Source organism: Hephaestia mangrovi (assembly GCF_019880555.1).
In the GTDB taxonomy this organism is placed as follows: Bacteria; Pseudomonadota; Alphaproteobacteria; order Sphingomonadales; family Sphingomonadaceae; genus Sphingomonas; species Sphingomonas mangrovi.
The window spans coordinates 19,606-44,913 of sequence record NZ_JAINVU010000005.1 but is presented as its reverse complement, the minus strand read 5'-3'; the positions used below and the strand labels follow the sequence as shown (position 1 = coordinate 44,913).

At 64.6% G+C, this 25,308-nt stretch carries 24 protein-coding genes; 19 read left to right on the top strand and 5 right to left on the bottom strand.

Features of this window, described 5'->3' with window-relative positions:
* Positions 1-237 precede the first annotated feature (237 nt).
* From K7G81_RS12240 to K7G81_RS12200, 9 genes are all read left to right on the top strand, one after another.
* Entirely contained in the window at positions 238-702 is a 465-nt protein-coding gene (locus tag K7G81_RS12240; protein WP_223031097.1) for an Rrf2 family transcriptional regulator, read from the top strand.
* Positions 692-1,585, top strand: coding sequence for an NAD(P)/FAD-dependent oxidoreductase (locus K7G81_RS12235; RefSeq protein WP_223031096.1), 894 nt, complete (start codon positions 692-694; stop codon positions 1,583-1,585). Before K7G81_RS12240 ends, K7G81_RS12235 begins: the two co-directional genes overlap by 11 nt.
* 3 nt (positions 1,586-1,588) lie before the next feature.
* On the top strand, positions 1,589-2,266 hold the full coding sequence (locus K7G81_RS12230; RefSeq protein WP_223031095.1) for a class I SAM-dependent methyltransferase: 678 nt from the start codon (positions 1,589-1,591) through the stop codon (positions 2,264-2,266).
* Between the two features lie 475 nt (positions 2,267-2,741).
* Complete coding sequence (locus K7G81_RS12225) at positions 2,742-3,041, top strand: EthD family reductase (RefSeq protein WP_223031094.1); 300 nt, start codon at positions 2,742-2,744, stop codon at positions 3,039-3,041.
* A 42-nt stretch (positions 3,042-3,083) separates the two neighbouring features.
* Positions 3,084-3,908: an oxidoreductase gene (locus K7G81_RS12220; protein ID WP_223031093.1), complete on the top strand. Its 825-nt coding sequence runs from the start codon at positions 3,084-3,086 to the stop codon at positions 3,906-3,908.
* A gap of 50 nt (positions 3,909-3,958) precedes the next feature.
* Positions 3,959-4,807 carry an alpha/beta fold hydrolase gene (locus K7G81_RS12215; RefSeq protein ID WP_223031092.1) on the top strand — a complete coding sequence of 283 codons (849 nt, stop codon included), beginning with the start codon at positions 3,959-3,961 and terminating at the stop codon, positions 4,805-4,807.
* Positions 4,808-4,863: 56 nt separating this feature from the next.
* Complete coding sequence (locus K7G81_RS12210; RefSeq protein WP_223031091.1) at positions 4,864-5,394, top strand: VOC family protein; 531 nt, start codon at positions 4,864-4,866, stop codon at positions 5,392-5,394.
* Between the two features lie 61 nt (positions 5,395-5,455).
* Positions 5,456-6,448, top strand: coding sequence for an alpha/beta hydrolase (locus tag K7G81_RS12205; protein WP_223031090.1), 993 nt, complete (start codon positions 5,456-5,458; stop codon positions 6,446-6,448).
* A gap of 30 nt (positions 6,449-6,478) precedes the next feature.
* On the top strand, positions 6,479-7,021 hold the full coding sequence (locus K7G81_RS12200; protein ID WP_223031089.1) for a GNAT family N-acetyltransferase: 543 nt from the start codon (positions 6,479-6,481) through the stop codon (positions 7,019-7,021).
* Here K7G81_RS12200 and K7G81_RS12195 read toward each other — a convergent pair.
* Positions 6,975-7,838 carry a LysR family transcriptional regulator gene (locus K7G81_RS12195; protein ID WP_223031088.1) on the bottom strand — a complete coding sequence of 288 codons (864 nt, stop codon included), beginning with the start codon at positions 7,836-7,838 and terminating at the stop codon, positions 6,975-6,977. The two genes, K7G81_RS12200 and K7G81_RS12195, sit on opposite strands and share 47 nt — an antisense overlap.
* A gap of 176 nt (positions 7,839-8,014) precedes the next feature.
* Between K7G81_RS12195 and K7G81_RS12190 the strand changes: the two genes are divergently transcribed.
* The 4 genes from K7G81_RS12190 to K7G81_RS12175 all read left to right on the top strand — a co-directional run bounded on the left by K7G81_RS12190 (position 8,015) and on the right by K7G81_RS12175 (position 11,178).
* Complete coding sequence (locus K7G81_RS12190; protein ID WP_255586988.1) at positions 8,015-8,545, top strand: sigma-70 family RNA polymerase sigma factor; 531 nt, start codon at positions 8,015-8,017, stop codon at positions 8,543-8,545.
* Positions 8,535-9,176: an NrsF family protein gene (locus K7G81_RS12185; protein ID WP_223031086.1), complete on the top strand. Its 642-nt coding sequence runs from the start codon at positions 8,535-8,537 to the stop codon at positions 9,174-9,176. The genes K7G81_RS12190 and K7G81_RS12185 overlap by 11 nt, the downstream gene beginning before the upstream one ends.
* A gap of 110 nt (positions 9,177-9,286) precedes the next feature.
* On the top strand, positions 9,287-9,868 hold the full coding sequence (locus K7G81_RS12180) for a DUF308 domain-containing protein (protein WP_223031085.1): 582 nt from the start codon (positions 9,287-9,289) through the stop codon (positions 9,866-9,868).
* A 26-nt stretch (positions 9,869-9,894) separates the two neighbouring features.
* Positions 9,895-11,178, top strand: a complete 1,284-nt coding sequence (locus tag K7G81_RS12175; RefSeq protein WP_223031084.1) for an aspartyl protease family protein — start codon at positions 9,895-9,897, stop codon at positions 11,176-11,178.
* A 149-nt stretch (positions 11,179-11,327) separates the two neighbouring features.
* On the opposite strand, the gene K7G81_RS12170 is transcribed toward K7G81_RS12175, so the two are convergent.
* Positions 11,328-11,960, bottom strand: a complete 633-nt coding sequence (locus K7G81_RS12170; RefSeq protein WP_223031083.1) for a tyrosine-type recombinase/integrase — start codon at positions 11,958-11,960, stop codon at positions 11,328-11,330.
* Between the two features lie 315 nt (positions 11,961-12,275).
* Positions 12,276-13,202 carry an alpha/beta hydrolase gene (locus tag K7G81_RS12165; RefSeq protein ID WP_223031082.1) on the bottom strand — a complete coding sequence of 309 codons (927 nt, stop codon included), beginning with the start codon at positions 13,200-13,202 and terminating at the stop codon, positions 12,276-12,278.
* Positions 13,203-13,240: 38 nt separating this feature from the next.
* Here K7G81_RS12165 and K7G81_RS12160 point away from each other — a divergent pair, with 38 nt between their 5' ends.
* From K7G81_RS12160 to K7G81_RS12150, 3 genes are all read left to right on the top strand, one after another.
* Entirely contained in the window at positions 13,241-15,796 is a 2,556-nt protein-coding gene (locus tag K7G81_RS12160) for a TonB-dependent receptor (protein WP_223031081.1), read from the top strand.
* Positions 15,797-15,921: 125 nt separating this feature from the next.
* Positions 15,922-17,931: an acetoacetate--CoA ligase gene (locus K7G81_RS12155; protein ID WP_223031080.1), complete on the top strand. Its 2,010-nt coding sequence runs from the start codon at positions 15,922-15,924 to the stop codon at positions 17,929-17,931.
* Positions 17,928-18,791: a 3-hydroxyacyl-CoA dehydrogenase family protein gene (locus K7G81_RS12150; RefSeq protein ID WP_223031079.1), complete on the top strand. Its 864-nt coding sequence runs from the start codon at positions 17,928-17,930 to the stop codon at positions 18,789-18,791. Before K7G81_RS12155 ends, K7G81_RS12150 begins: the two co-directional genes overlap by 4 nt.
* Positions 18,792-18,800: 9 nt before the next feature.
* Here the strand turns inward: K7G81_RS12150 and K7G81_RS12145 are convergent, their stop codons facing one another.
* Entirely contained in the window at positions 18,801-19,625 is an 825-nt protein-coding gene (locus tag K7G81_RS12145; protein WP_223031078.1) for an alpha/beta fold hydrolase, read from the bottom strand.
* Between the two features lie 5 nt (positions 19,626-19,630).
* Positions 19,631-21,154 carry an MFS transporter gene (locus tag K7G81_RS12140; RefSeq protein WP_223031077.1) on the bottom strand — a complete coding sequence of 508 codons (1,524 nt, stop codon included), beginning with the start codon at positions 21,152-21,154 and terminating at the stop codon, positions 19,631-19,633.
* Positions 21,155-21,413: 259 nt separating this feature from the next.
* Between K7G81_RS12140 and K7G81_RS12135 the strand changes: the two genes are divergently transcribed.
* The 3 genes from K7G81_RS12135 (at position 21,414) to K7G81_RS12125 (ending at position 25,234) form a co-directional block, all read left to right on the top strand.
* Positions 21,414-22,553 (top strand): AraC family transcriptional regulator, encoded by a 1,140-nt coding sequence (locus K7G81_RS12135; RefSeq protein ID WP_223031076.1) that lies wholly within the window; start codon positions 21,414-21,416, stop codon positions 22,551-22,553.
* 135 nt (positions 22,554-22,688) lie between these two features.
* Entirely contained in the window at positions 22,689-23,939 is a 1,251-nt protein-coding gene (locus tag K7G81_RS12130; protein ID WP_223031075.1) for a serine hydrolase domain-containing protein, read from the top strand.
* On the top strand, positions 23,936-25,234 hold the full coding sequence (locus K7G81_RS12125) for a serine hydrolase domain-containing protein (RefSeq protein ID WP_369412100.1): 1,299 nt from the start codon (positions 23,936-23,938) through the stop codon (positions 25,232-25,234). Before K7G81_RS12130 ends, K7G81_RS12125 begins: the two co-directional genes overlap by 4 nt.
* Positions 25,235-25,308 lie beyond the last annotated feature (74 nt).

Genomic DNA, 25,308 nt, shown 5'->3' with positions numbered 1-25,308 from the left:
ACAGCTTTCCGACTTCCGTCGTTGTAAGCCGGACGATCAGCAAGCCGCCCCGAACTAAGCCATTTCGGTAGTCGGAAAATGCGATGAACGAATGACCGGTATGGGGAACCTCGCTTCGACCCCCGAGCGTCAGCAATGTTGGCGATCTACCCCACCCCTTGCAGATATAAGGTAGCAGATTCGCATCGAAACGGACCGCCGTTGACATTACGGTTATCACGTATCATGTAAAGTTACATGAGAAGAGATATCCGATTGTCGGGCGTGCTCCATGTGCTGCTGCACATGGCGGAACAGTCCGGCCCTAAGACATCCGAAACGCTGGCCCGCGCGATGGATACCAACCCGGTCGTGATCCGCCGCATCATGGCCGGACTGCGCGAGCAGGGCTTCGTGCGTTCCGAAAAAGGGCATGGCGGCGGTTGGACGATCGCTTGCGATCTTGAGGCCGTCACGATGCGCGACATCTACAACGCACTGGGGCGACCGGAGATACTGGCCATGGGCAATCGCACCGATGCGCCTGGCTGTCTGGTCGAACGGGCCGTCAATGCTGCGCTGGGGCAGGCCTTCGACGACGCCGAGACCTTGCTGCTGCGCCGGTTCGGCGAAATCACCCTGGCGCAATTGAACGCCGATTTTCACGCGCGCCTCACCGAACGCGGCGGCGCAATCACGCTGGAGACCTCGCATGCAGCATGATGCTATCATCGTAGGCGGCGGCTTTGCGGGCCTTGCGGCCGCGACCTATCTGGTGCGGGCGCGCCGCAGTGTCCGGGTTCTCGATACCGGCAAGCCGCGTAATCGGTTCGCGGAGGCCTCGCATGGTTTCCTGGGGCAGGACGGCAGCAACCCCGCTGAGATTCTTGCGACAGCGCGCGCGCAGCTTCAGGCCTATGAGAGCGTCGAGTTGACGGATGCACGGGCGAGCGAGGCGCGGGCCATTGAGGATGGCTTTGCGGTCACTCTCTCGAGTGGAGAGGAAATCACGGCGCGCAAGTTGATTTTGGCTTTTGGTCTACGCGACGAACTGCCCGATCTTCCGGGTTTGCAGGAGCGATGGGGGAAGACCGTCCTGCACTGCCCTTATTGTCACGGTTTCGAGTTCGGCGGCCAGCAGTTGGGGGTGCTCTACCGCACGCCTATGTCTATCCATCAGGCCCAGTTGATCACCGAATGGGGGCCGACGACGCTCTATCTGAACGGAGCGGAACTGTCCGGGGATGAGGCCGCTCAGCTTTATGCGTGCGGTGTCAGGATCGAGCCGCCTCCCGTTCTGGGATTGGCAGGAGAAGGAACGGACCTGTCCGCGGTCGAATTGGCTGACGGCAGGAGCAGCGCTGTCTCCGCGCTCTACATAGCGCCGCGCTCGTGCCTGAACAGTCCGGTTGCAGAACAACTCGGTGCCCGGATCGACGACGGTCCGATGGGGCCGATCATCCACACTGATGGTGACAAGCTGACAACGGTTCCGGGCCTATATGCAGCCGGCGATATCGCTCGTGCGCCTCACAGCGTCAGTTGGGCCGTCGCCGACGGCGTCACGGCAGGTACATCGGCGCACCGCGCGCTCGTCTTCGGTTGAACGATGGACACGCTGCGTCCCTTTACCGATGCGGCCGCTGTTGCCCGCTACGCCGAAGATACGCCGCGCAAGGTGCCTGGTTATGCCGATCTCCATCGCATGGCCGTGCTCCTGCTGGCGGAGCGCGCGCCGCGGGACGCTGATATCCTCGTCTATGGTGCCGGGGGCGGTCTGGAACTCAAGGCATTCACCGAAGCGCAGCCCGGCTGGCGGTTGGTCGGTGTCGACCCCTCGGCGGAAATGCTCGATCTGGCGCGGGAAATTCTCGGGCCGCTCCTGACTCGTGTCGACCTCCGGGAGGGCTATATGGAGGCGGCACCGCAAGGCCCGTTCAACGGCGCGGCCTGTCTGCTGACGCTGCACTTCCTTGAGCGGGAAGAAAGGTTGGCGGTGTTGCGGGACATTCGCCGCCGCATGAAGCCTGGCGCGCGGCTTATCGTTGCTCATCACAGCTATCCGCAGGGAAGCGAACCGCAGGACTGGCTCGCCCGTTCGGTCCTGTTTGCGGATCGGGGCGTGCAAGATGTCGCCGGAGCATCCCGTTCCGCGCAAATGATGGGCAAGCAGTTGCCGATCCTCTCGGCGGCCGAGGAAGAGGCGTTGCTCGAACAAGCGGGGTTCCGCGAGATCGCTCTTTTCTATGCCGCCTTCAGTTTCCGTGGCTGGGTCGCGACCGCGTGATACTATGCGAAGTTGAATTTACGGCAGGTTATAACGGCCCTGATCTGGACTGGAAACGACCGCTCTGTCGGCGCCTGCGGACGCGGCTGAGGTGGCTTCCGGAGCCGGCGGCATTCGACCAAAATGCGTCGCTGGGCAGTCGCGCTTCCAACGGCAGCTTCCGCCGAATCCTGTCGCTCGCACCGCTGGCACCGGAGAACGATAGTGTACGGGCAATGCTCGGCATCAATGGTGGCATACGACCGGCCTGAAGGATTTGCGCTCCCGGAGATGGGCAGACATCAGACTGCAAAGGCCGGCGGCCCGCGCCTTCAGACCACCCGCACAAATCTGAACGGCAAGCGTGCAATACTGGCCGTTCAAGAACAAATTCAAGCATCTAAATTGCCGTCATCGTTGGAAAGGAGCCGATCGAACTCGAGGCGGTAGCAGATTGCCGCGGGAGGTTCGGGCGCTCGCGAACAAGGACTCGAGGATGATCACGATGCTGGTGACCTATGCGGGTGATGTGCATACGCCGTTCGACCGCGATCATTGGATCAACGTGCACTTCCCGCTCGTGCGGGAAAGTTGGGGTCCCTATGGTCTCATCAGTGCGGCTGGCTTCTTCCCGCAAGCGGACGGTGCCGGGCTGATCGCCGTGGGCGTCGTCAACTTCGGAGACATGGCGGCCATGGAAGCGGCGCTCCAGGCGCCGGAGACGGCTCGGGTCATGGCGGACGTCGCCATCGTCACCGCCGTCCAACCCCAGCGCAGCGTCCTGCAGCCGCTCTGAGCGGCGTGCCGTCATCGTCTGAAAACCAGTGGAGCGTATGTCATGAAAACCTGGCTCATCACCGGCTGCTCGAGCGGCTTCGGCCAGCGGCTCGCCCTCGCCGCGGCACGGCGCGGCGACCGGGTCATCGCTACGGCGCGCAACGTCGAAACGATCGCGCATATGGCCGAGCCGTTCGATGGCCGGATGCTCACCCTGCCGCTGGACGTGACCGATCCGGCGGCGGCCAAGGCAGTCGTCGCGCAAGCGGTCGGCACCTTTGGCGGGTTCGACGTGCTCGTGAATAATGCGGGTTACGCGCTGTTCGGCGCGATCGAGGAAGCCACGCCCGAGGAATATCGGCCGATGTTCGAGGTCAACGTGTTCGGGCTGATCGAAACCACCAGAGCCGCGCTGCCGGTCCTGCGGCGCTCGGGAGGAATGATCGTCAGCATGTCGTCCGGCGCGGGGATCGAGGGCCGGGGCGGCGGGGGCTATTATCATGCCGCCAAATTCGCGGTGGAAGGGATTTCCGAGGCGCTCGCCGGCGAACTGAAGCCGCTGGGCATTCGCGTGCTCATCGTCGAACCCGGGCCGTTCCGCACCGATTTCCTGGGCCGGTCTATCGCCATGGCGGCCAACGAAATGCCCGAATATGCCGCGAGCTCGCGCAAGCAGTATCGCGACAAGGGCAACGGCAACCAGGCGGGCGATCCGGACAAGGCGGTCACCGTGATCCTGCAGGCGGTCGACGCCGCGGACGCGCCGCTCCACCTGCCGCTCGGCCCTGCGGCGCACGCAATCGCCGAGCGGAAGCTTGCCGCCTTCCGCCGCGACATCGACGCCTGGCGCGACATCACGATCGCCACCGATTTCGATCCCGCCTGAGCGCGGGGCCAGCGCCCCGCTTGAACATCCTATCGTATGGGAGAGCGATCGTGATCGCTGCACTGCCGGGCTTTGCCCAACAACTGGTGCCGGCGAACGGCATCAAGATCAACGCCGTCACCGGCGGCTCTGGCCCTCCGATCCTGCTGCTCCACGGCTGGCCGGAGACCTGGTGGGAATGGCACCATGTGATGCCGCTGCTCGCCGACCATTTCAGCGTGGTGGCCATCGATCTGCGCGGCGCGGGATTTTCCGACTGCCCGCAGGGCGGCTATGACAAGGCGACGATGGCGCGGGATGCGCACGGGGTCATGAATGCCCTTGGCCACGCACGCTACGCCGTGTGCGGGCACGATATCGGCGGCATGGTCGCATTGGCGCAGGCCGCCCTCTACCGAGACGCTGTCACCCATCTGGCGGTCCTCGATGTGCCGCTTCCCGGCTGGACCCAGTGGAAGGCGACCATCGCAGGCCTCTGGCATTTCGGCTTCCATGCCAACCGGGACCTGCCGGAACGCCTGCTTCACGGCCGGGAACAGGACTATATTGCGACCTTCATGGCCGAGCGCTTCTACGACCACAGCAGCTTCGATCCGGCGGACATCGAGATCTACGCGAGAGCGATGGCGCTTCCCGGCCGCACCCGGGGCGGCATGGAGTGGTATCGCACGCTCGACGCCGACCACGAAGCCGCGCTCGCGTACAAGGAGCGGCCGCTTGAGATGCCGGTGCTCGGCCTCGGCGGAGACCAGCGCTTCGGTGCGCGGATGGTGCCGATGCTCGAGGAGTTCGCCACCAAGGTGACCGGCGGCGCGATCGCGCGGTGCAGCCATTATGTCGCGGACGAGCGGCCGGAAGAAGTCGCAGCCGCGCTGATCGACTTCCTCAAGGTCGGATGAACCGGCGCCCGCGCGCATCCCGGCGCGCAATCGAACCAGCAACGAAGGAGAACGTCATGACCGCACCCGTCATTCGCGGCGTCAATCATATCGGCATCACGGTGCCCGACATCGAAGCCGCCAAAGCCTTCCTGGCGGAGGCCTTTGGCGCCCAGCTGATCTACCAGTCGTTCGGCCCGCAGGATCCGCTGCGGCAGGGGGCGGAGTTCGAGCGCGCCGTGGGCGCCTTCCCTGGAACGGTCGTTCGCGCGCAGGCAATGGTCAAGATCGGCACCGGACCCGATATCGAGCTCTTCGAAATGCAGGGGCCCGAACAGGCCCAGCCGATCCGCGCGAGCGATTTCGGCATCACTCATTTCGCGCTCTACACCGATGATATCGATGCATCGGTCGCACGCTTCGAGAAGGCGGGCGGCACCCCCCTGACGGCGCCGCGTGCCATTCCCTATGCGACCGAAAAAGGTCCCGGAAACAAGGTCTGCTATTGCCGCATGCCCTGGGGCACGACCATGGAGTTCATCACCACGCCGGATCGCATGGGCTATCATGACCAGACCGACCTGCGCAGGTGGCAGGACGAAGATTAAATAATGCAGAGGAGCGACCCGCGTCCTCCTCGCAAACAGAACCCCAAGGAGGCCGCCGCTCATGGATGAACAAAGCTTCGGTGTGCGGTTGCCCGCCGGCGTGCTTCCCGCCCCCCGCTCGATCAGTGCGGAAGCGCGCGCCGTACTGGACCGTCTCGTCGATGCCGACGGCGTGGCGATCAATGCCAAGCACCCGATGCCGGGTCTCGAGGATCGTGATGGCTGGGTCCGGATGAAGGCGGCGGTGGATGAGCACTATGCCGCCGGCATCAAGGGTCGTGCGGGCAGCGTGCGCGCCAGCGTCGAGACCGTCCGGGTCGGCGAAGCGCCCGTCCACATCGCCACGCCCGAGACCGCGACCAGCGCCGCGGGAGCGTATCTCGATCTGCACGGTGGCGCGCTGGTATTTGGCGGGGGCGAGGCGTGCCGGGTCGGCGCGCAGATCCAGGCGGACCTGCACGGCCTGCGCTGCTACGGCGTAGACTATCGCACGCCGCCCGAGCATCCTTATCCTGCCGCACTGGAGGATACGCTGGCGGCCTATGTCCATGTGCTGGAGCGTCACAAGCCTTCGGACGTGGTGATCGGCGGCAGGTCCGCAGGAGGCAACCTCGCCGTTGCCATGCTGCTGCGGGCGCGGGAGGCGGGGCTTCCCATGCCGGCCGGGCTGGTGCTGTTATCCCCCGAGGTGGACCTGACCGAGTCCGGAGACAGTTTCGCAGTGAACCGTCTGGTGGACCTAATGCTGCCCTTACCGCTGCGCGCGGCGAACCTGCTCTATGCCGACGGCGCAGACCTTTCCGATCCCGCGCTCTCCCCGCTGTTCGGCGAGCTGACTGGATTGCCGCCCACGCTGCTCCAATCCGGCACCCGCGATCTGTTCCTCTCCAACACCGTGCGCATGCATCGCGCGCTGCGGCGTGCCGGTGTTCTTGCCGAACTTCATGTCTTCGAGGCGATGCCGCATGGCGGCTTCCTGGGCGGCACGCCGGAGGATCTGGAGCTGAGCGGCGAACTCGTCCGCTTCGTCCACACCTGCTTGCGCGGCAGCTGAGGCCGTTGGCTCACTTCTTCCAGGCCCCCTATGATCGGCACCGAACGGCTCCTCCTGCGTCCCTATGAACCCGGCGACGTTCCTGCGATCCTGGCGCTGTCGGCTGATCCCGACGTGCGCAGGTTCATCGGCAATCTCCCCGACTCCGAGGAAGGCGCCTGGACAAGGGTGCTACGCTGCGCGGGCCATTGGAGCCTCTTCGGCTTCGGCACGCTCGCGGTCGTCGAACGGGCCGGCGGCCGCGTCATAGGCGAAGTCGGTGCGGGCTTCTTCCGACGGGGTGTCGATCCCGTGCTCGACAGCGTGCCCGAAGCCTCGTGGCTCTTCGCGTCCGACGTCTGCGGGCGGGGTTTGGCGTTCGAGGCAATGACCGGCCTTCTGCGCTGGCTGGCACAGGCCACGCCCCATGATCGCGTCGCCTGCCTGGTCGAGCCGGTCAACCTTCCCTCGCTGAAGCTTGCCGAAAAGCTGGGGCTCCGGTGGATCAAGGATCTCTCCTACCGGGAAAAGTCGTTCGTCCTGTTGGCTAGCCCGACCCGACCTCCCGCAGGTGCTCGTCCAGCACCGCGATGAACGCGCGGAGACGCTGCAGATGCTTCAGATCGCGATGATAGCCCATCCAGATGTCCCGGCTCGGCGGCGCCTCCGGCAGGTCGAGCAGGCGGAGCCCCGGGGTCTGCCCGCCGATGGCGCGGGGGAGGACGGCGATGCCGATCCCCTGTTTGCACATGCGCGCCTGCACGTTCCGGTTGTTCGATCGCATCACCGTCGTCGCCTTGGGGAAGCTTTCCAGCAGCCAAGCGATGTCGGGAAAATGGCCCGTGGAGGTATCATGGGTGATCAGCCGGAAGCCGGTGCCGTCGCCGAACATTGGCTCGGGCGCACCCTCGGCGATGTAGACGCCGTAGCGCAGCCGGGCCAGCCGCCGCTGGACGATGTCGGAGGTGTCGAATGGCACGATCCGGAAGGCGATGTCCGCCTCGCGCTGCGCAAGGCTGAACAGGCGCGTGCCCGTCAGGATCTCTACATCGACGTCCGGATGGGCGCGCGTATAGTCGGCGACGATCGGGGGCAGCACATAGGCACCGAACCAGTCGGCCGAGGAGATGCGCAGGCAGCCGGGCAGATTCTGCTCCTGCCCGGCAAGCCGGCGCTCCATCGCCAGTGCGCCTTCTTCCATCTGCTCGGCCAGCGACACGATCGCGCTCCCCTCCTCGGTGAGGATGAGCCCTTCAGCCGTGCGCTGGAACAGCGTCTGGCCGGTCGCCGCCTCGAGCGCGCGCAGCCGCCGGCCGATGGTGGGATGGCTGAGGCGCAGCGCGCGCGCCGCGCCGCCCAGCGTGCCGGCGCGCACCACGGCCAGGAAGATACGGACGTCGCTCCACTCCATGGCCTGTCCTTACGCGTTGCCGGGGCGGGGTACACCCTCCGGCAGAAAAGTTCGACGCAGAGTGACCGGGATCGTATCGCGAGCGAATAGGATTCATGCGCCCGGACTTTTTTTCGAGACTCATCTCAAGGCCGCCCTCGGGCGCGCCGCAGTCCGCGCCCGCGCGGCCCTCCCGCATGGCGCCCGACAGCTGGAGCGGCCTGATGCAGGCGGCCCAGAACGGGCATGGCGGCGCGTATCGGCGACTGCTGGGAGAGACGTCCGAATGGCTGACGCGCTATTTCGAGCGGCGGCTGCCGCCCGGGGAGGTCGACGATGCCGTCCAGGAAACCCTGCTCGCGATCCATCGGCGGCGCCATACCTATGATCCGCGCTATCCCTTCGCTCCCTGGCTCGCGGCGATCGCCAAGAACAAATGGGTGGACCAGCTGCGCAGCCTGGCGCGCCGTTCGGCGGACGAACTGCCCGACGCGATCGCCACCGGCGATCACGAGGCGGCGGTGGTGAGCAGCTCGGTTCTCGCCAGCCTGCTCGATCAGCTCCGCCCGGCGCAGGCCCAGGCGATCCTGCTGGTCAAGGTGCAGGGCTATAGCGTCGACGAAGCTTCCGCCCAGACCGGCCTTTCCCCGTCGGCCGTGAAGATGAACATCCACCGCGGGCTCGCCCGCCTGACGGCATTGATCGAGAAGACCCCCGATGTCGAATGAAGCCCTGATCCTCGACCTGTCATCCGACCTCGCGCCGGTCAGGCGGCGCAGCATGGTCCGCGAAGGCCTGCTGCTCCTCGCGCTTTGCGCGGTGGAACTCGCCCTTGCCCCGGCTACGGGGCTGATGCGTGCCGACATGCATCATATGGGTTGGGCGCCGCATCTGATGTGGCGGGTGGCGAGCCTCGGCCTTCTCGCCTTGGCTGCCTGCATGCTGGCGGTCCGATCCTTTTCGCCGACGGCACGACCACGGCAAGGGCTGATGCTCGCCTGCGCGTTCGCGGTGCTGGCCATTGTCGGCGGTGCGTTCGTCACGCCCGCGGGCATGGGCGAGCTGGGGCTGCTCGATCGTATCAACCCGATGAGCGGCATGCGGTGCGCGACCTCCATCTTCGTGCTCTCGCTGCCGATCCTCGCATTGCTCGGCGCCCTTATGCGCCGGGCGGCGCCGACCCAGCCCCGGCTGAGCGCTCTCGCGAGCGGCATCGCCGCCGGGGCCTGCGGTGCGTTTGTCTTCGCGTTCTGCTGTCCGTTCAACGACCCCCTCTACGTGGTGGTCTGGTACAGCGTCGGGTGCACCGCCGTGGCGGCCGTGGCGCGATGGTGCCTGCCGCAACGCTTCCGCCTCTAACCATCACCCGCGGCCGATCACCCGCCGCACATTGTCTCCACCGCCGACGATCGACCCACCCGGCTTGCCGGGCGGAGGGGGGCGCCTGCATCACAGAAAGGAACCACGCCATGAAGACCATTACCGACGCGAAGTCCCCGGACCGCGACTGGCTCAAGACCTATTATTACCTGCGCTTCGCTTTCTCCGCGATCTGGGTCGTCCTCGCCTTCGCCGTTGCCAGGACCATGCCGCCATTGGCCGCGGTGATGCTTGTCGCCTATCCGGCCTGGGACGCGCTGGCCAACTATCTCGACGCCCGCCGGAGCGGCGGCCTGACGCGGAACAAGAGCCAAATGCTCAACTTCCTCGTCAGCATCGTGACTGCCGTCGCCGTCGGCGTGACCCTGCCGCACGGCATGCACGCGGTCCTCCAGATCTTCGGCGTGTGGGCGGTCCTCTCCGGCCTGTTCCAGCTCCTCACCGGCGTGCGGCGCTGGAAATCCTATGGCGCGCAATGGGCGATGATCCTGAGCGGTGCCCAGTCCGGCCTGGCCGGCGCACACATGCTCAGCAAGGCGGCGGGCGCCGCCCCGGTCAGCATTGCCGACATCGCACCCTATGCGGCATTCGGCGCCTTCTACTTTCTGGTCTCGGCGGCCTCGCTGACGATCAGCGACGTGCGTCGCCGCGCCAAGGTCGTTGCAGCGTGATCGGACTGGAATCGGGAGGCCACGGCATGGTGATGCATACCATTCTTGCCGTGGCGGCTGCCGCCGCGACGCCCCCCAATGCCGCCTCGCCAGCCGAGAACCTGCTCCCGGTCGACGCCGCGCTTGCGCGTTGGGACATGGCCGAGGCGCGGATACTGGCGCAGGCGATGCCGAAGGGCGCCGAGCGCTGCGCGGTGGAGGGGATCATCGCCACCCGCGACAACCATCTCGACGAAGTGTCGAAATCACTCCCGCGGTGCTTGGCGATATTGGAACAGACCCATTCTCCCCGGGCACATGCAGCATTCGAGGCGCTGCTCGACTCCTACGCCCGGCAGGGCGCGTACAGGAAGGAACATGCGTTGATCGTGCGGTGGCTCGCGGCCCATGGCGAGCCCGTCGATCCCGACGAGCTTGCCGATCTGCGTGAGGCGCTCGGAATGGCGGCGGTGTTGCGCGACGTGTCCAGACCCAAGGCGACAGGCAGCAGCTCCGCGACCTTGCACAGTTACCGCAATGTGCTGGGCACGCAGAATGTCGATCTGACGGTGCGCGGCGTCACGCTCTCGTGGAATATCGATACAGGTGCCAACCTTTCCGTTGTAACCGAGAGCGCGGCCCGACGTATGCGATTGGCGGTTCGCGATACCGGCGCACGCGCGGTGGGATTGACCGGCCATTCGGTCGCAACACGAATTGCTGTCATACACAGCCTTCCGGTTGGCGGTGTGACCCTTCGAAATCTAGTCGTGATCGTCGTACCGGACAGCGCATTGTTCATCCGGTCTCCGCTAGGCGACTATCAGATCGAGGCGATACTCGGCTGCCCTGCGCTCGGGCAGCTAGGTCGATTCAGGATCGATGCCGACGGCACGTTTGCGATCGATCGAGCGGGGCCGTTGCTCAGATCGGGAGCGACGCTCTACATGAAGCAGCTGACCCCTGTGGCCGAAGTGGAGATCGCGGGGCGCAAGGGCTTGGTGAGCATCGACACGGGGGCAAACCGAAGCAGCCTCCATGCGAGCTATGCTAGCCGCTTCGCCGATCGCGCACAATTTTGGTCGAGGAAGCGAGACACGACATTGGGATTGGGTGGCGGCACCGAAGGCGATGTGGCAATCGAAACTCGACTGACGATCACGGCAGGGGTGGCGACAGTCGTCGAACGAGACGTGGCCGTGACGTTAGAGGGCGACAAGACGGCGCCCGTTCTTGGCAATCTTGGACAGTCCGCATTGACGGCCAGGGGCAGCTACACGTTCGATTTTCGTACGATGCGGCTGTTGCTTGGGCCAGAGGCTTCGAATTGATGCGCGGCTCGCTTCGTACCTGCGTAGGTAGAAGCGACCGCTGAATGTCGGCTTCTGGCGATAGCGGATGTTCAACTTATCACCACCCAATGACGGATTCGTCCCAGCGTCCGTGCCCGGCACGCCCCAGGGCACGGGCGCCAGCAGGTTCAGATCTCGGTGTTCTCGGCAAGCGCAAGTGCGTCTTCCACGTCGATCCCAAGATAACGCACCGTGTTCTCGATCTTGCTATGGCCGAGAAGGATCTGGACGGCACGAAGGTTGCCGGTGGCCCTGTAGATGATCGATGCCTTCGTTCGGCGAAGTGAGTGCGTGCCATACTCACTCCGCATCAGACCGACACCAGTCACCCATTCATCGACAAGCCGAGCATACTGCCGTGTGCTCAGGTGCCCACTATGATCAACGCGGCTTGGGAACACATAGTCGTCGACCGTGCCGCCACGCCGCTCGAGCCAGGCCAGCAAGCTGGCCCGGGCGTCCGGCAGCAGCTCAAACTGAACAGGGCGTCCCGTTTTCTGCTGCATCACGATCGCCCGCGTTCGGATCTGGCCTCCGCTGACAAGGTCGCCGATCTTCATCTGCACGAGGTCGCAGCCCCGAAGCTTGCTGTCGATCGCCAGATCGAACAATGCACGATCTCGTAGGCGACGGCGCTGGTTGAGGTAGAAACGGATCTCCCAAATCTGCTTCGGTTTCAGAGCCCGCTTTGCACCCACGGTTCTTCCGGCATTCCAGACCGGGCGCTTGGTGGCGGTGAATTCTGTTTCAGGCATGTCCATGATCGTCCTCCTTTGGCCACATTGGCCATCTGAAGAACGCTTGCCGATGAAGATGCGCACGAGTGGCAGTGCGGCTTGTGCCGACCAAAGCCAGTCGTCCACATCATTTCCGACGAATGTCGGATATCAGCACAAGCTGACGATCGCGCCGAGGCGGATCACCGGGAACGCGCCCAATGGCTGTCATCTGCTTGTTCCGGGCAAAGCTCAAAAACATGTTGCGGGATAGCTGCAGCGGTGTTCGGTCAAGACCGGCCGCACACAGCGGCGCGCTTGTTGACGCCTAACAGCGAGCATCAGGCGCATCGGACATCATCAAGGTTTGCCGCGAATCCGCCGGGCATCGAGGGATTCGACGGCGAGTCCGATCCTGCGCTTGTGCTCGTCCATCAATGAACGTTGATCGGTGACGCGTCCATCGACCCAGTTCGGAGGATCGATCTGTCTGCCAATGAACGCCAACGCGTCAGCGATGCGCGGCTCCAGCGATGGCCCGACGTGCTCGGCGCCATGTACCAACCGATAATCGTGACCGATGCCGGCGTCGAACAGGATGCGGTGCAGGAACTCGACGCCTTCATGAAGATACAACATGTCCTGATCGCCTACCTCGAGGTATATGCCGAGGTCGAACAAACGAGCTGAATCGGATTTCACGATGGTGGCGGGATTATTGGCGGCCCAGTAATTCTGGTCGACCGGCGCGCCGAAGATCGTCTCCATGAACGTGTCCGGTCGCCAGAACTTGACCCGCCGGCCGATATCGACCCAGGCAAGCGCGGGCTCGATGGCGGGTTCGATTGCGGCCACCGCGCCGAAGATTTCAGGATGCTTGAAGGCGAGCCGCAGGCTGCCGAGCCCACCCATCGACCAGCCGCCGATGAACGTTCTTTCTCGCACGTTGGAAACCTTTAGGTCGCGACGGATCTTTGGGAGGAGTTCTTCCAGCAGGAAAGTCTCCCACCGTTCGCTTCCGTCGCGATAATCCATGTAAAGCGAGCGACGCGCACCCGGCATTACGACCACCAACGGCGGCAATATCCCGTGTTCGATCGACCTGTCGATCAGCGGGACGAAGCGCAGCAAATCCTGTTCGCTGCCATTCCCGCCATGAAGCAAAAGCAGGAGCGGAAAGGACTCTGCGCTGCCGCGGTCGTGCTCATGCGGCAGGTAAATGATGATCGGCACCTCGCCTGGAACATGGTCCGATCGCAGCGTGTTCGTGACAGTCTTGCCGGGCATCCTTTTTCCAATCGTATGCAGCTAAGGGCGCCCCCGCTTTGACCTTCGGCGGGCGTGGCGCGCTTGATGCCGCCTGTGCGCAGGCGGCGCAACTTTCGGCCGCAAAGTTGGTCAGTGCGGACAAAACGCGGTGTCAAACCCGCCATTGTTTCGAACTGGAAGATGCGATGATTTCACGCCGACGGTGGCGAAGACCTCCGCTGCATCCAATGCTGCAAAAAGGGAGAGGGATGATGATGAAAGGCAATCCAATCAGCCGTCAGATGCGCGTTCTGCTCCTTGGCGCTACCGCGCTATCGGGAGCATGTCTGTTTCCCGCCGCAGCGCAGGCGCAGGACAGCGCTGCCGCGCAGAGCGTGCCTAGCGCTGCGCCGTCGGCCAGCCAGCCAACCGCCCGCGGCCAGTCTGCCGCTACCGAACAGACAAACGGTGCGACCGACACAACCCAGAACGGCGGCATCGCCGATATCATCGTGACTGCCGAGAAACATCCCGAAGGCTTGCAGAACGTACCGATCGCGATCACCGCACTGTCTGGCAGCACGCTCGAGAAATCGGGGGTCAAAACCGTCGGCGACCTTACCCAACTCGCGCCCAGTCTTCAGTTCGGCCAGCGCTCCACAAACAATTTCATCGCACTGCGCGGTATCGGGCAGGCGGGACAGGATATCGGAAGCCAATCGGGCGTCACCGTCTCGCTCGACGGTGTTCCGCTGGTCAATCAGTTCATGATGAACTCCGCTTTCCTGGACGTCGAGCGGGTTGAGGTACTGCGCGGGCCGCAGGGCACCTTCCAGGGCCGCAACGCCACGGGCGGCGCGATCAACGTGTACAGCAATCCGCCTACCGACACGACGGACGGCGCTATTTCGTTCAACATCGGCGATTATGACCGTCTAGGCGTCAACGGCTATGTCAACGCTCCACTCAGCAGTACGCTGTTCGGTCGCTTCTCCTTCCAGACCGATCGCGCCGATGGCTGGCTGAAGAACGGCTACAACGATACGCGCTATGACAATAGCAACTTCCAGGAAGTGCGGGGGCAATTGCTGTACAAGCCCAGCGACACCTTCAGCGTCCGCGCACTGGTCGATTATGCGCACAACAACGACAATCCGGAATTCAACGTCATTCTCGGCCGCGCTGATCCGACGCTGCCGACGCCGACACAGGTTGCCGGCTATCCCTATCCGCAGAACAACATCCAGGATCTGACGGTCTACATGAACGAGCCCAACGACAGGCTCGTCAACAACCTGCGCACCACGCTGGCCGCCTCTTACCATTGGGGTAGCGGGTCGTCGCTTACCTCGACGACGGGCTATATCGATTATGACATGAAGTTGAAGAACCTCGACGTCGATCTCACCCCGGCGCCGACGTCCTTCTTCAACCTGATCGGCATCTCGACCAAGCAGGTCAGCGAAGAGCTCACCTACTTCACCAACATCGGTTCTCACGCTGACCTGACCGCGGGTGCGATCTACATCCATTCCACGTCAGACGAGCCGCTTTATCTGTCGCTGGAGACGATTCCCGACTATCTGGTCTATCTTCCCACAGAGAAGCTGAACTCCTATGCCGGCTACGCGCAGTTCCGCTACAACCTGACCAGCCGCCTCCGCGCGACGATCGGCGGTCGCTACACCCGCGACGAGAAATCCTACGTGATGGACGCGACCGTCCTCACCTTCCACACGATCCTGGCGGACAAGAGCAGTTGGGGTGCTTTCACACCGCGCTTCGTTCTTGATTACACGCCCAACAGCAACTCGTTGGTTTACGCGAGCGTCTCGCGTGGCTTCAAATCGGGCGGCTTCAACACGCTTGGTGACATCACGCAGCCGGTCAACCGGTTCAATCCCGAATATGTCTGGAACTACGAGGTTGGCCTCAAGGCGTCGATGTTCGACAAGCGGCTGCGGTTCGGGCTGACCGGCTTCTATGCCGACTATACCAACCTGCAGCAAACGGTCTTCCGCATCGGCCTCGAGGGATCGGATGTCCGCTACCCGCGCGTCGAGAACGCGTCGAGCGCGACGATCAAGGGTGTCGAATTCGAGGCGCAGGCGGCGCCGTTAAAGGGGCTGTTGCTCACCGGTGCGGTGACCCGGCTCGACGCCAAGTTCGGGAAGTTCTGTAACAACAATCCTCTCTACACCGGAACCGTGACCGACCCCGCGTGTGTCGGCGCAACGGCCGACGGCGAGCCGCTGCCGGCAGGCGCGGAGGACCTGCAGGACAACACGCTGCCGCAGGCGCCGACGTGGCAGTTCAATACCTCGGCGCAGTACGTCTTCCCGATCTCAAGCACGCTCCAGATCACCGCGCACGCCGATTACAAGTGGCAGAGCAGAGTCTTCTTCGACATCTACAACAATGCGCTCAACGCGCAGGACAGATACGGACTGCTGAACGCCTCGCTGGGGATAGGATCGTCGCGGGAAGGCTGGTCGCTGTCGGGCTGGGTGCGCAACGCCTTCGACACGCGCTACATCAGCGAAGGGACCGTCTCACCCGGCGTGACGCCGTCGGTGAACGGGACGATCGGCATGCCTCGCATGTACGGCGCGACGTTCACGGTAAACTTCTGAGCGGTGACGGAGCAACTTGCGACGATGTTTCTCCGCCGGCGACGTCGCAGGTCGCCCGATCACGGGCCCTTAGCACCGATCGGCGCGGTCGCGCCCGTCGGAAGCTGTGCCATGCGAGTTCATACATGACCGGCATCGTTCCTCAATTAACGCGGTACAATGATTGGCTGCGCCAGCAACGCGGCATCGCCTTCGACACTTATGCCTCGATGTGGGCGTGGTCGACCGACGACCTGGCGGAGTTCTGGCGCACGATCTGGGATTATCATGCGCTGGAATCGACGATTGCTCCGCGTTCCATCGTGAGCGGCAAGATGCCGAACGCTGCCTGGTTCGAGGGCGTTCAGGTCAATTATGCGCGGCACGTCTTTCGCCATGTTGCCGAGGCCGATGCCGCTGGCCAGCCGGCAATTGTCGCCGACGATGAAAACGGCAGCGTACGCGAAATCGGCTGGCGCGAGCTCCGGCAGCGCAGTGCGTCGCTCGCGCTCGAACTGCGTCGGCTCGGTGTTGGACGCGGCGACCGGGTGGCAGCGTATCTGCCCAACGTTCCCGAGGCCGTTGTTGCCTTCCTAGCGTGCGCGAGCATCGGCGCGATCTGGACGATGTGTTCGCCCGACATGGGGACGCCGGCGGTGCTCGATCGCTTCCGGCAGGTCACGCCCAAGGTGCTGATCGCTGTCGACGGCGTGCTCTACGCCGGCAAACGGATGGATCGATCGGCTGCGGTCGCCGAGATGCGCCGCGGGCTGCCAAGCGTCGAGGCGCTCATCGTCGTTCACAGCGGCCACGCCGATGGGTCGCTCGACGAGGCGCTCGATTTCGCCGCCGCGCAGGCGCGCGACGACGACGCCGTTGCCGGCTTCGAGCCCGAATGGCTGCCGTTCGATCACCCGCTGTGGATCCTCTATTCAAGCGGTACCACCGGGTTGCCGAAGGCGATCGTCCACGGGCACGGCGGGGTCGTGCTGACGGGGTGCGTGACCAACATGCACTTCGACCTCGGCCCGAGCTACATCGGCGATACGGTGGGCGAGCGCTTTCACTGGTTTACCGCCACCGGCTGGGTGATGTGGAACAACCAGGTCGGCGGGTTGCTGTCGGGCACCACCATCTGCCTGTTCGACGGCAGCCCGAGCGGCACCAAGGCTCGGCCCGACTGGCTGACGCTTTGGCGGTTCGCCGCACGACACCGGGTTACCTGGTTCGGCTCAGGCGCTGCCTTCTACAGCGGATGCCGCAAGGCTGGGGTGGCGATCGGCGATGCCGGCGATCTGAGCGCGCTACGAGCGCTGGGCAGCACCGGTTCGCCGTTGCCGGGCGAGGTGCAGCGCTGGGGGACGGATCAGTTCGCCGCGATCGGCCGTCCCGACATCTGGTGGTGCAACGTCTCCGGGGGCACCGACATCGTCGCGGCGTTCATGTCGGGGAACCGGGAGCTGCCGCCGACCCCCGGCCGATTGCAATGCCGTACGCTTGGTGCCGCAGTGGAAGCATGGAGCGAGGACGGCCAACCGTTGACCGGCAGCGTCGGCGAACTGGTCTGCACGAAGCCGTTTCCTTCGATGCCGCTTCATTTCTGGGGCGACGACGACGGCAGCCGTTATCGCGCCGCCTATTTCAGCGAGTGGCCGGGCATATGGCGGCACGGCGACTGGCTGCAGATCGATGCCGACGGCAGTTGCACGATCGCCGGCCGTAGCGACGCGACGATCAACCGGCACGGACTGCGCATGGGCACGGCCGATATCTACGCTGCGGTCGAGAGCCTGCCCGAGGTTGTCGACAGCCTCGTCATCGACCTCGAGGACGGCAATGGCGGCAGCGCGCTCATCATGTTCGTCGTCGCCGCCGAAGGGCGCATGTTGGACGACGCGCTGCGGACCGCCATGGCCGCCGCGATCCGCAAGACGCTGTCGCCGCGTTTCGTTCCCGATCGGTTCGTCGCGGCGCCGGCGATCCCGCGCACCCTGTCAGGCAAGAAGCAGGAAATTCCGATCAAGCGCCTGTTTCAAGGCTGGCCCGTCGCCAAGGTGATCAACCCCGACGGGATCGAAAATCCCGAGGTGGTGCCCTGGTATTGCGCTCAGGCTGCGGTCTGGCTGCAGCAACCGGCCGAGGAAGCGAGCAAATGATGGTCGAAGGCAAAAAGGCGGGAGTCGTCGGCGCGGGGCTGATGGGTGCGGAAATCGCGCTGGTGTTCGCGCTCGGTGGCTACGAGGTCATCCTCCACGATCGTGACGCAGCGGCGCTCGACCGCGGCATCAAACGGATCGAAGCGGTGCTGCACAAGGGCGTCGAGCGCGGCAACTACGCGCGCGAGCAGGCGGACGCAGCGATGGGGCATATTCGGACGACGACCGATCTAGCGGATTTTGGTGCGTGCGACCTCGTCACTGAAGCGGTGTTCGAGGCGATCGAGGTGAAGACGGCGGTATTGCAGGCGTTGGACGCGGCGTGCGCGGAGCACTGCGTCATCGCATCCAACACCTCGACGATCCCGATCTCGACGCTCGCTGGCACGCTTGCCGAAGCGCGCCGGGCCTGTTTCATCGGTACGCACTATTTCTCGCCGGTGTCGCGGATGCCGCTCGTCGAGGTGATCCCCGGATTCGACACCGACAGGCGCGTGATTGCGTCGACCATCGAGCTCATGCGAGACATCGGCAAGACGCCGATCGTCATCAAGGACGTTGCCGGGTTTGCGGTCAACCGCATGCTGCACGCGATGATGATCGAGGCGGTGCGGCTGGTCGAGGAAGGCGTCGCAAGCCCTGAGGATCTCGATACGGCATGCCGCCTCGGGCTGGGCCATCCGATCGGGCCGTTCGCGCTGATGGACTTGGTTTCCGCCGATCTATGCCTGCAGGTGCAGTCGATCCTCCAAGAGGCTTATGGCGAACGCTTCCGCCCGCCGGCGCTGCTCAAGCAGCGCGTCGCTGCTGGACTGGGTGGCGGCCGCGGGCGGCGCGGCTGGCTCAGCGGAGCGAGCTGACCCGTTACGTCACACGATCAAAGAATCGGACAGGTTCTGCAACGTACGCGCGTCGCTCTGCCCGGAGAGATAATCGCCGAGCAGTGCCGCGACCGCCTGCGGCTGTTCGGGCAGGATAGCGTGGCTTGCGCAGCGCAGGCGGACCAGCGTGAGGCGGTCACCGATCGCGGCGGAGAGCGCGTCGGCATTGCCGGCGGGCGCGATCGGATCACCCTCCGCCTGTACCAGCAGCACCGGCGCACGTCCCGCCGTCCACCAGCGCGCGGTATCGGTGCGCTCGCTGGAGGCGAGTTGCCAATCGGCCACCTCCGGATACCAGCCCCGTAGCCATACGGAGGGATCGTTGCCGGGGAAGAAGAAGGCCGTCTTCAAGTCCGCTAGCCGCTCGCTATCGGGCTTGATGCCGTCCGCGACCGCTCCCATCAGCGCGGCGCGCACGGCCTCGCTCATCACCGTCTGGCCACCGCCCGCGAGCAGCACGACACGCCCGATGCGATCCGGCTCGATCGCCGCCAGCGCCCGCGCGACGCGATTGCCGAAGGCGTGGCCGACGACATCAACCGGCCCGAGATCGAGTGCCGCTAGCACCGCAGCGTTATCGCGCGCGAGATCGAACAGGTCGTGCGGCGGCGGCCCGGACGATCCGTCGATGCCGCGCGGCTCCGGCAGGATGACGCGATGGCCTTGCGCCGCCAGCAGTTCGGTAATCGCATTGTAATCGTTGACGCTGCGCCCCATCGACGGGATCAACAAGACCGGGCGGCCGGTGCCGACGGTACGGATGCTGATCGTGACGCCGCTTCCGGCATCGATCGTCCGCGTGTCGTACGCCACCGGCGTCAGGAAACGGCGGCAGACGTGCCGACGTCCGCGAGCAGAAGTGCCGGCTCCGTGCGGTCGGCGTGGCGCTGTTCGAGCAGCGCGATGATCTCGCCATGGCGCTTGCGCGTGAGCCGGTAGCCGAACAGGAACAGCGGCGCGACGGCGACGAGGGCTGCGGGCAGCGGCCCCGAGATCAGCCCTAACCGGTGAATCACCTCGGCCGGGACGACATAGCCTGGCCCCCGCACTGCGAGATCGGTGGGAAAACCGATCGTATCGAGCGCGACGCCGGCGATCAGGCCGCCGACGCCCGAAGCCGCCTTATACGAGAGGATCAGGCCGGAAAAGAACAGCCCCTCACGGCGCACGCCGAACAGCCATTCGTGCTCGTCGGCGGTATCGGCGAGCATCGACTGGAAGGCGACGCCGCAGACCATGATCGCGGTGCCGACGCACAGGCTGTTGGCGAACAGCACCACCGCCGCGGTGAACGGCGACAGCGTGATCGGCGCGTAGAGCTGCACCAGTGGCGGCCAGATCTGGAACAGCGCGATGGCGAAATAGGCGATGATCGCAAGCGTGCGCTTTTCCATCCGCTTCAGCGCGAAGCTGCTGATCGGCACCCCGATCAACGGCCCCAGCGAAGCGGCCAGCAGGATCAGCTGGATCGCGAACGTATCGAGCTTCCAGAAATATTTGGTCGCATAGAGCGCCAGCGCCGCATAGGCCGAATAGGCGAGGAAATAGACCATCACCGTTCCGAAGAGCACCAGGAACGAGCGATTGCGCGACAGCTCGACCATCTCGCGCGCGAACCCGGCGACGAACGGCGTGCGTTCGACGGCGGGGGCGTGCAGCCGGGGAAGCGCGCGGCGTACTGCGATGATCGCAATCGCGCCACTGACCGCAATCACGGCTGCCGCGGTCCAGGCAAACGGTACGTAGGCGGCGCGCGACAAGAGCCCGTTCGGCCCCGCCATGAACACGCCGAGACCGAGCACCACGCAGGCCAGAACACCCGCATTCTGGAAGGTCAGGCGAAAGGCGACCACGCTTGCCCGTTCGCGATAATCGTCGGTAATCTCGGCGCCGACCGCAGTGAAGGGCAGCACGAACGCCGAGAGCGCCAGCCGCAGGACGATCAGACAGATTGTGACATAGAGGAACTGGGCGCTGCCGGTCAGCGCTGCGGGCATCGAGAACAGCACCCCGAACGCGATGGCGAAGGGCACGATGCTGACTACCATGAACGGCAGACGTCGGCCCCAGCGCGTGTTTACCCGATCGCTGGCCAGCCCGATCGCGGGATCGGCAACGGCGTCGACCAGCGTTGCGATCAGCGTGGCCGAACCGGCGACGGTGCCGGACATGCCGCAGACCGCGGTGAGATAGAACAGCAGGAAAAAGCCGAAGCCAGCGCCGACCATGCCGTTGCTGATCTCGCCGATGCCATACTGCGTCTTGAGTGCGAACGACAGCGGCACGCGCCGCGCCGCGCTGGTCGTGTCGTCGGCACGCGCGGCAGGCATAACGCTGGTCACAGCAACCCGCCCAGACGAGCCGCTGCCGCCGCACGGGCAGTGTCGCGCCGATTGCGCACCGTGCCTCTCATTCCATCTCCTGACATCATTTTTGCGGCGCTGTCTTACACCGAATAATCTTGATTAGCCTTTTCCCGACGACCGAATGCCATGTCCCGTTTGACCGCATGATTTGTCCGATGTGACCACGCCGGTTCCCTTACGGTTTGGCTGGCGCTATCCTGCGCGAAACGGCGTCACAGGCGCTGGAGGAGAGGCGATGAGTGTCATAGATGCCCGGACGGCGGCAATGCCGCGGGGAGCGTCGATACCGATCCTGCCGTCAATCGCGCGTGGGTTGGACGGCGAGGCGGTCGCAGCGCTGATGGGCGGCGCGGTACTCAAGGGCTGCGATCCCGCTGAGCTGCTCGAAAGGGCCGGCATCGATCCTTCCATTTACGGCAACGTCGGCATGGCGATCGACGGCCGTTCCTATTTCCGCCTTGTCCAACAAATCCAGATCGCCCTCGACGATGCCTTTATTGGCTTTTTCCACGAAGGTTGCCGGATGGCGCTCGAGACGGAGCGCACGCGATCCTACCTCCATTGTAGCACGATGGGCGAGGCGCTGCGCGTCAGCATCCGCTTCACCCAGGCGCTGTCCAGCGACATCGGGCCGCGGTTGGTCGAAGACGGCAACGACGGCGTGATGCACGTCTGCACCTACCATACGATCGCCGGGCTCGACCGCGACATTTTCGTCTGGTTCCGGTTCGTGTGGATCTACCATTTGTTCAGCTGGATGATCGGCCGTTCGCTAAACCTGCGTCGCATCTTCGTGCGCGGCGCGCGGCCCGTACAACCCAACGGGTTCGAGCGCTTCGCGCTGTTCCATTGCCCGATCGAGTTCGGCGCGCCGATCGACGCCTTGGTCTATGATCGCAATGACCTCCACAGCAGCCTGGTTCACGGCAGCCTCGCCGAATACGAGGCCTATAATGCCGGTGCGCCCGATTGGTTCGCGCTGCCGAGCGGCGACCTGACCTGGCGCGGCCGCACTGAGCAAATGCTACGTCAGGCGCAGCGCTGCGGGGATTGGTCGCCGCCGATCGAAGAGGTCGCTCACCGCTTGCGCACCAATCCCCGTCGCCTGCGCCGCGATCTGGCGCGCGAAGGCGCATCGTTCCAGCAAATCCGCGTGCGGCTGCGCGGCGAACTGGCCGGCGCCTTTCTGCTGGCCACCGACATCCCGGTCACCGTCGTCGGCTACAAGCTGGGCTTCGTCGAACCCGGCAGCTTCACGCGCAGCTTCATCGGCTTTTCAGGCATGACTCCGTCTGACTACCGTCGCCAGTACAAATCCGACAGCACGCGCGTGGCGGTCGCGACCACGCTACTGACCGAGCAGACGCCGCCCTGAAGGTAGCATGGGCGTCTGGTCATTACGGACAAACCTTCATGTCAACGCGAACAATGTTTTTCCGTCCGCGGGAGCGCAGTCATCCTGTCGGAGATCCCGCGCTGACGGGGCGCGTAGGTCGAAGGGAGAGATCAGATGATGGTTCACGCTGACGTCGAACGGGCGCCTGCGTCGGCGGGATCGCGGATGGCGGCGGCACGGTTGTCCCGCATCCGCCCGGCGTTGCAGCGCTACATCGACGAGGGCGTAATCCCATGCGCGCAGACGGTGATCTTCCGACGCGGCGAACTGGTCCTCGAAGAGGTGCAAGGATGGGATTCAGTCGAACGACGAGAACCCCTGAAATCCGACGCGATCTTCCGCCTCTATTCGATGACCAAGCCGCTGGTCGGCGTCGCCATCCTGCAGCTCCATCAAGAGGGCCGCTTGGCGCTCAACGATCCGGTTGAGGCTTATCTGCCCGAATTCGCCGATATGCAGATCCTTGAGAACGGCGAACTGGTGCCTGCACAACGCCCCATAACGCTACACGATCTGCTGACCCATACTGCGGGGCTGAGCTACCATTTCCTGCTCGATGATCCCGTGGCCGAGCAATATGCGGCGGCCGGGCTGCACGACAACTGGACGGTGCAGGCGACTGGCATCTCGCTCGCGCACTATGTCGAAAAGCTCGCGTCTTTGCCGCTGCGTGCACAGCCGGGCACGCAGTGGTGCTATAGCGAGGCGATGAACGTGCTTGGCCGCGTCGTCGAGGTGGTGTCGGGCCAGCGATTCGGCGCCTTTCTCGACGACCGCATCATCAAGCCGCTAGGAATGGTCGACACCGGCTTCCATGCCCGCGCGGACAATCGGGACCGACTGGTCGATGTCTATCAGCCCGACGCCGAGGGCGGCTTGATGCGAATTTCGGAGACGCTTGGCTTCGAATTCGCCCCTTCCGCCGATCTCGGCGGCTCAGGGCTGGTCGGCACTGCTGCGGACTATCTGAGGTTCGCACGAATGCTGCTCGGCGACGGCGAACTCGATGGCGTGCGCATCCTCGAGCCGGAAACGGCACGCCTGCTCTTCACCAATCATCTCGGCCCGGAATTCGGCGATCGTCCGCTGCGCCGGATGCCGCAGGGGCTCTATGCGGAACGCGGCGTCGGCCACGGCTATTGCGGTGTCGTCATCACCGATCCCGCAGTGCGCGGCATCCCCGGCTCGCCCGGTGAATACTCATGGGCGGGCGCCGCCAACACGAACTTCTGGGTCGATTTCGAAGAGGACCTTATCGTCATCGTACTGAGCCAGGTGTTTCCCGGAGAATCGGCCGCCCGCGAGATCCACGGCATCGTCAGGAAACTGGTCTATGAGTCAATCCGACAGGGGTCGGCGTCGTGAGGCCCGGCATCGTGCGACTGGCCGGCGCGGCCGCCCTCGCGATGGTCTCGATTAGCGGCGTCGGCGCGCACGATGTCGTGCAGCCGACAGTCGCGACCCGACCCGATGCCGGACTGGCGGCGTTGCAGTCGGTGCTCGACGGCTATGTCAACTCGGGAAAAATTCCTGGCGTGGTGGTGGCGGTCGGCCACGGCGATGCACCGCCCACCTTTCTCTCTGCTGGTCACATCGCCGATGATCCCGGCGCTCCGGCGGCGGGGCCGGACAGCCTGTGGCGCGTCTATTCGATGACCAAGCCGATCACCGCAATGGCGGCGATGAAGCTGGTCGAGGAGGGCAAGCTCAAGCTCGATGAGCCGATCAGCGACTTTATCCCTGCCTTCAAGACCATGCGCGTGCTTGCCTCCCCGGCGACATCGCTCGAAAGTCGACCGGCGACGCATTGGATTACCGTGCGCGAGCTGCTGACGCACACTAGCGGGCTGACCTACCAATTCTTCGGCACCGCGCCGATATTTCAAGACTATGCCCGCCTGGGGCTGCTCGGCGGGCGTGTTGGCCCCGAGGCGAGCAAGGCGCAACCCGCGACGCTCGAACAGTTCGCTGATCGCGTCGCCACGGTGCCGTTGCTGTCGGAACCGGGCACCGAATGGCATTATTCGATCAGCCTCGACGTGCTCGGACGGGTGATCGAAGTCGCGTCAGGAATGCCGTTCGGCCGCTTCGTCCAACAGAGCATCCTCGACCCGCTGGGAATGACGTCGACCTTCTGGACCGTTCCGCGGGCCGGCGCGGGAAGGCTCGCCACCGCTTATTATTGGAAGGGCGATCAGCGGCTGCCTTTCGAGATCGGCGCGAGTTCGATGTGGCTGCAGCCGCCTTTGGTCGATTACGGCGGCTCCGGCCTGGTGTCCTCGGCACGCGACTACGATCGCTTCCTGGAGATGCTGGCGAACGGCGGCAGCGTAGGCAGCGTGCGCGTGCTCAAACCTGCCACCGTCAAGCTCGCGCTGTCGAACCTGCTGCCGGCCGGCGTGCAGATCGTCAGCAACGTCACCCCGGCGCCGGTTGCCGCGCACGGCTTCGGCGCCGGCGGCGAGCTGTTTCTGAAAGACGTGCCCGGCGGTGTCCATGCCGGCACGTACGGTTGGTTCGGTGCCGCGGGATCATTCGCTTTCATCGATCCCGTGAAGCGACTGCGCGTAACGGCGATGGTCAATTACTTCCCGGACAACAAGTGGCCGCTCTACGCCGATGTAGTGAAGGCGCTATATCAAGATTCTGCGCAATCATGAGCGACCTGACGCTGCCGCTCGACCGCGTGACTTGCTGCCCCGGTTTGCCAAATGATACGGCGGAAGCGCCCAGA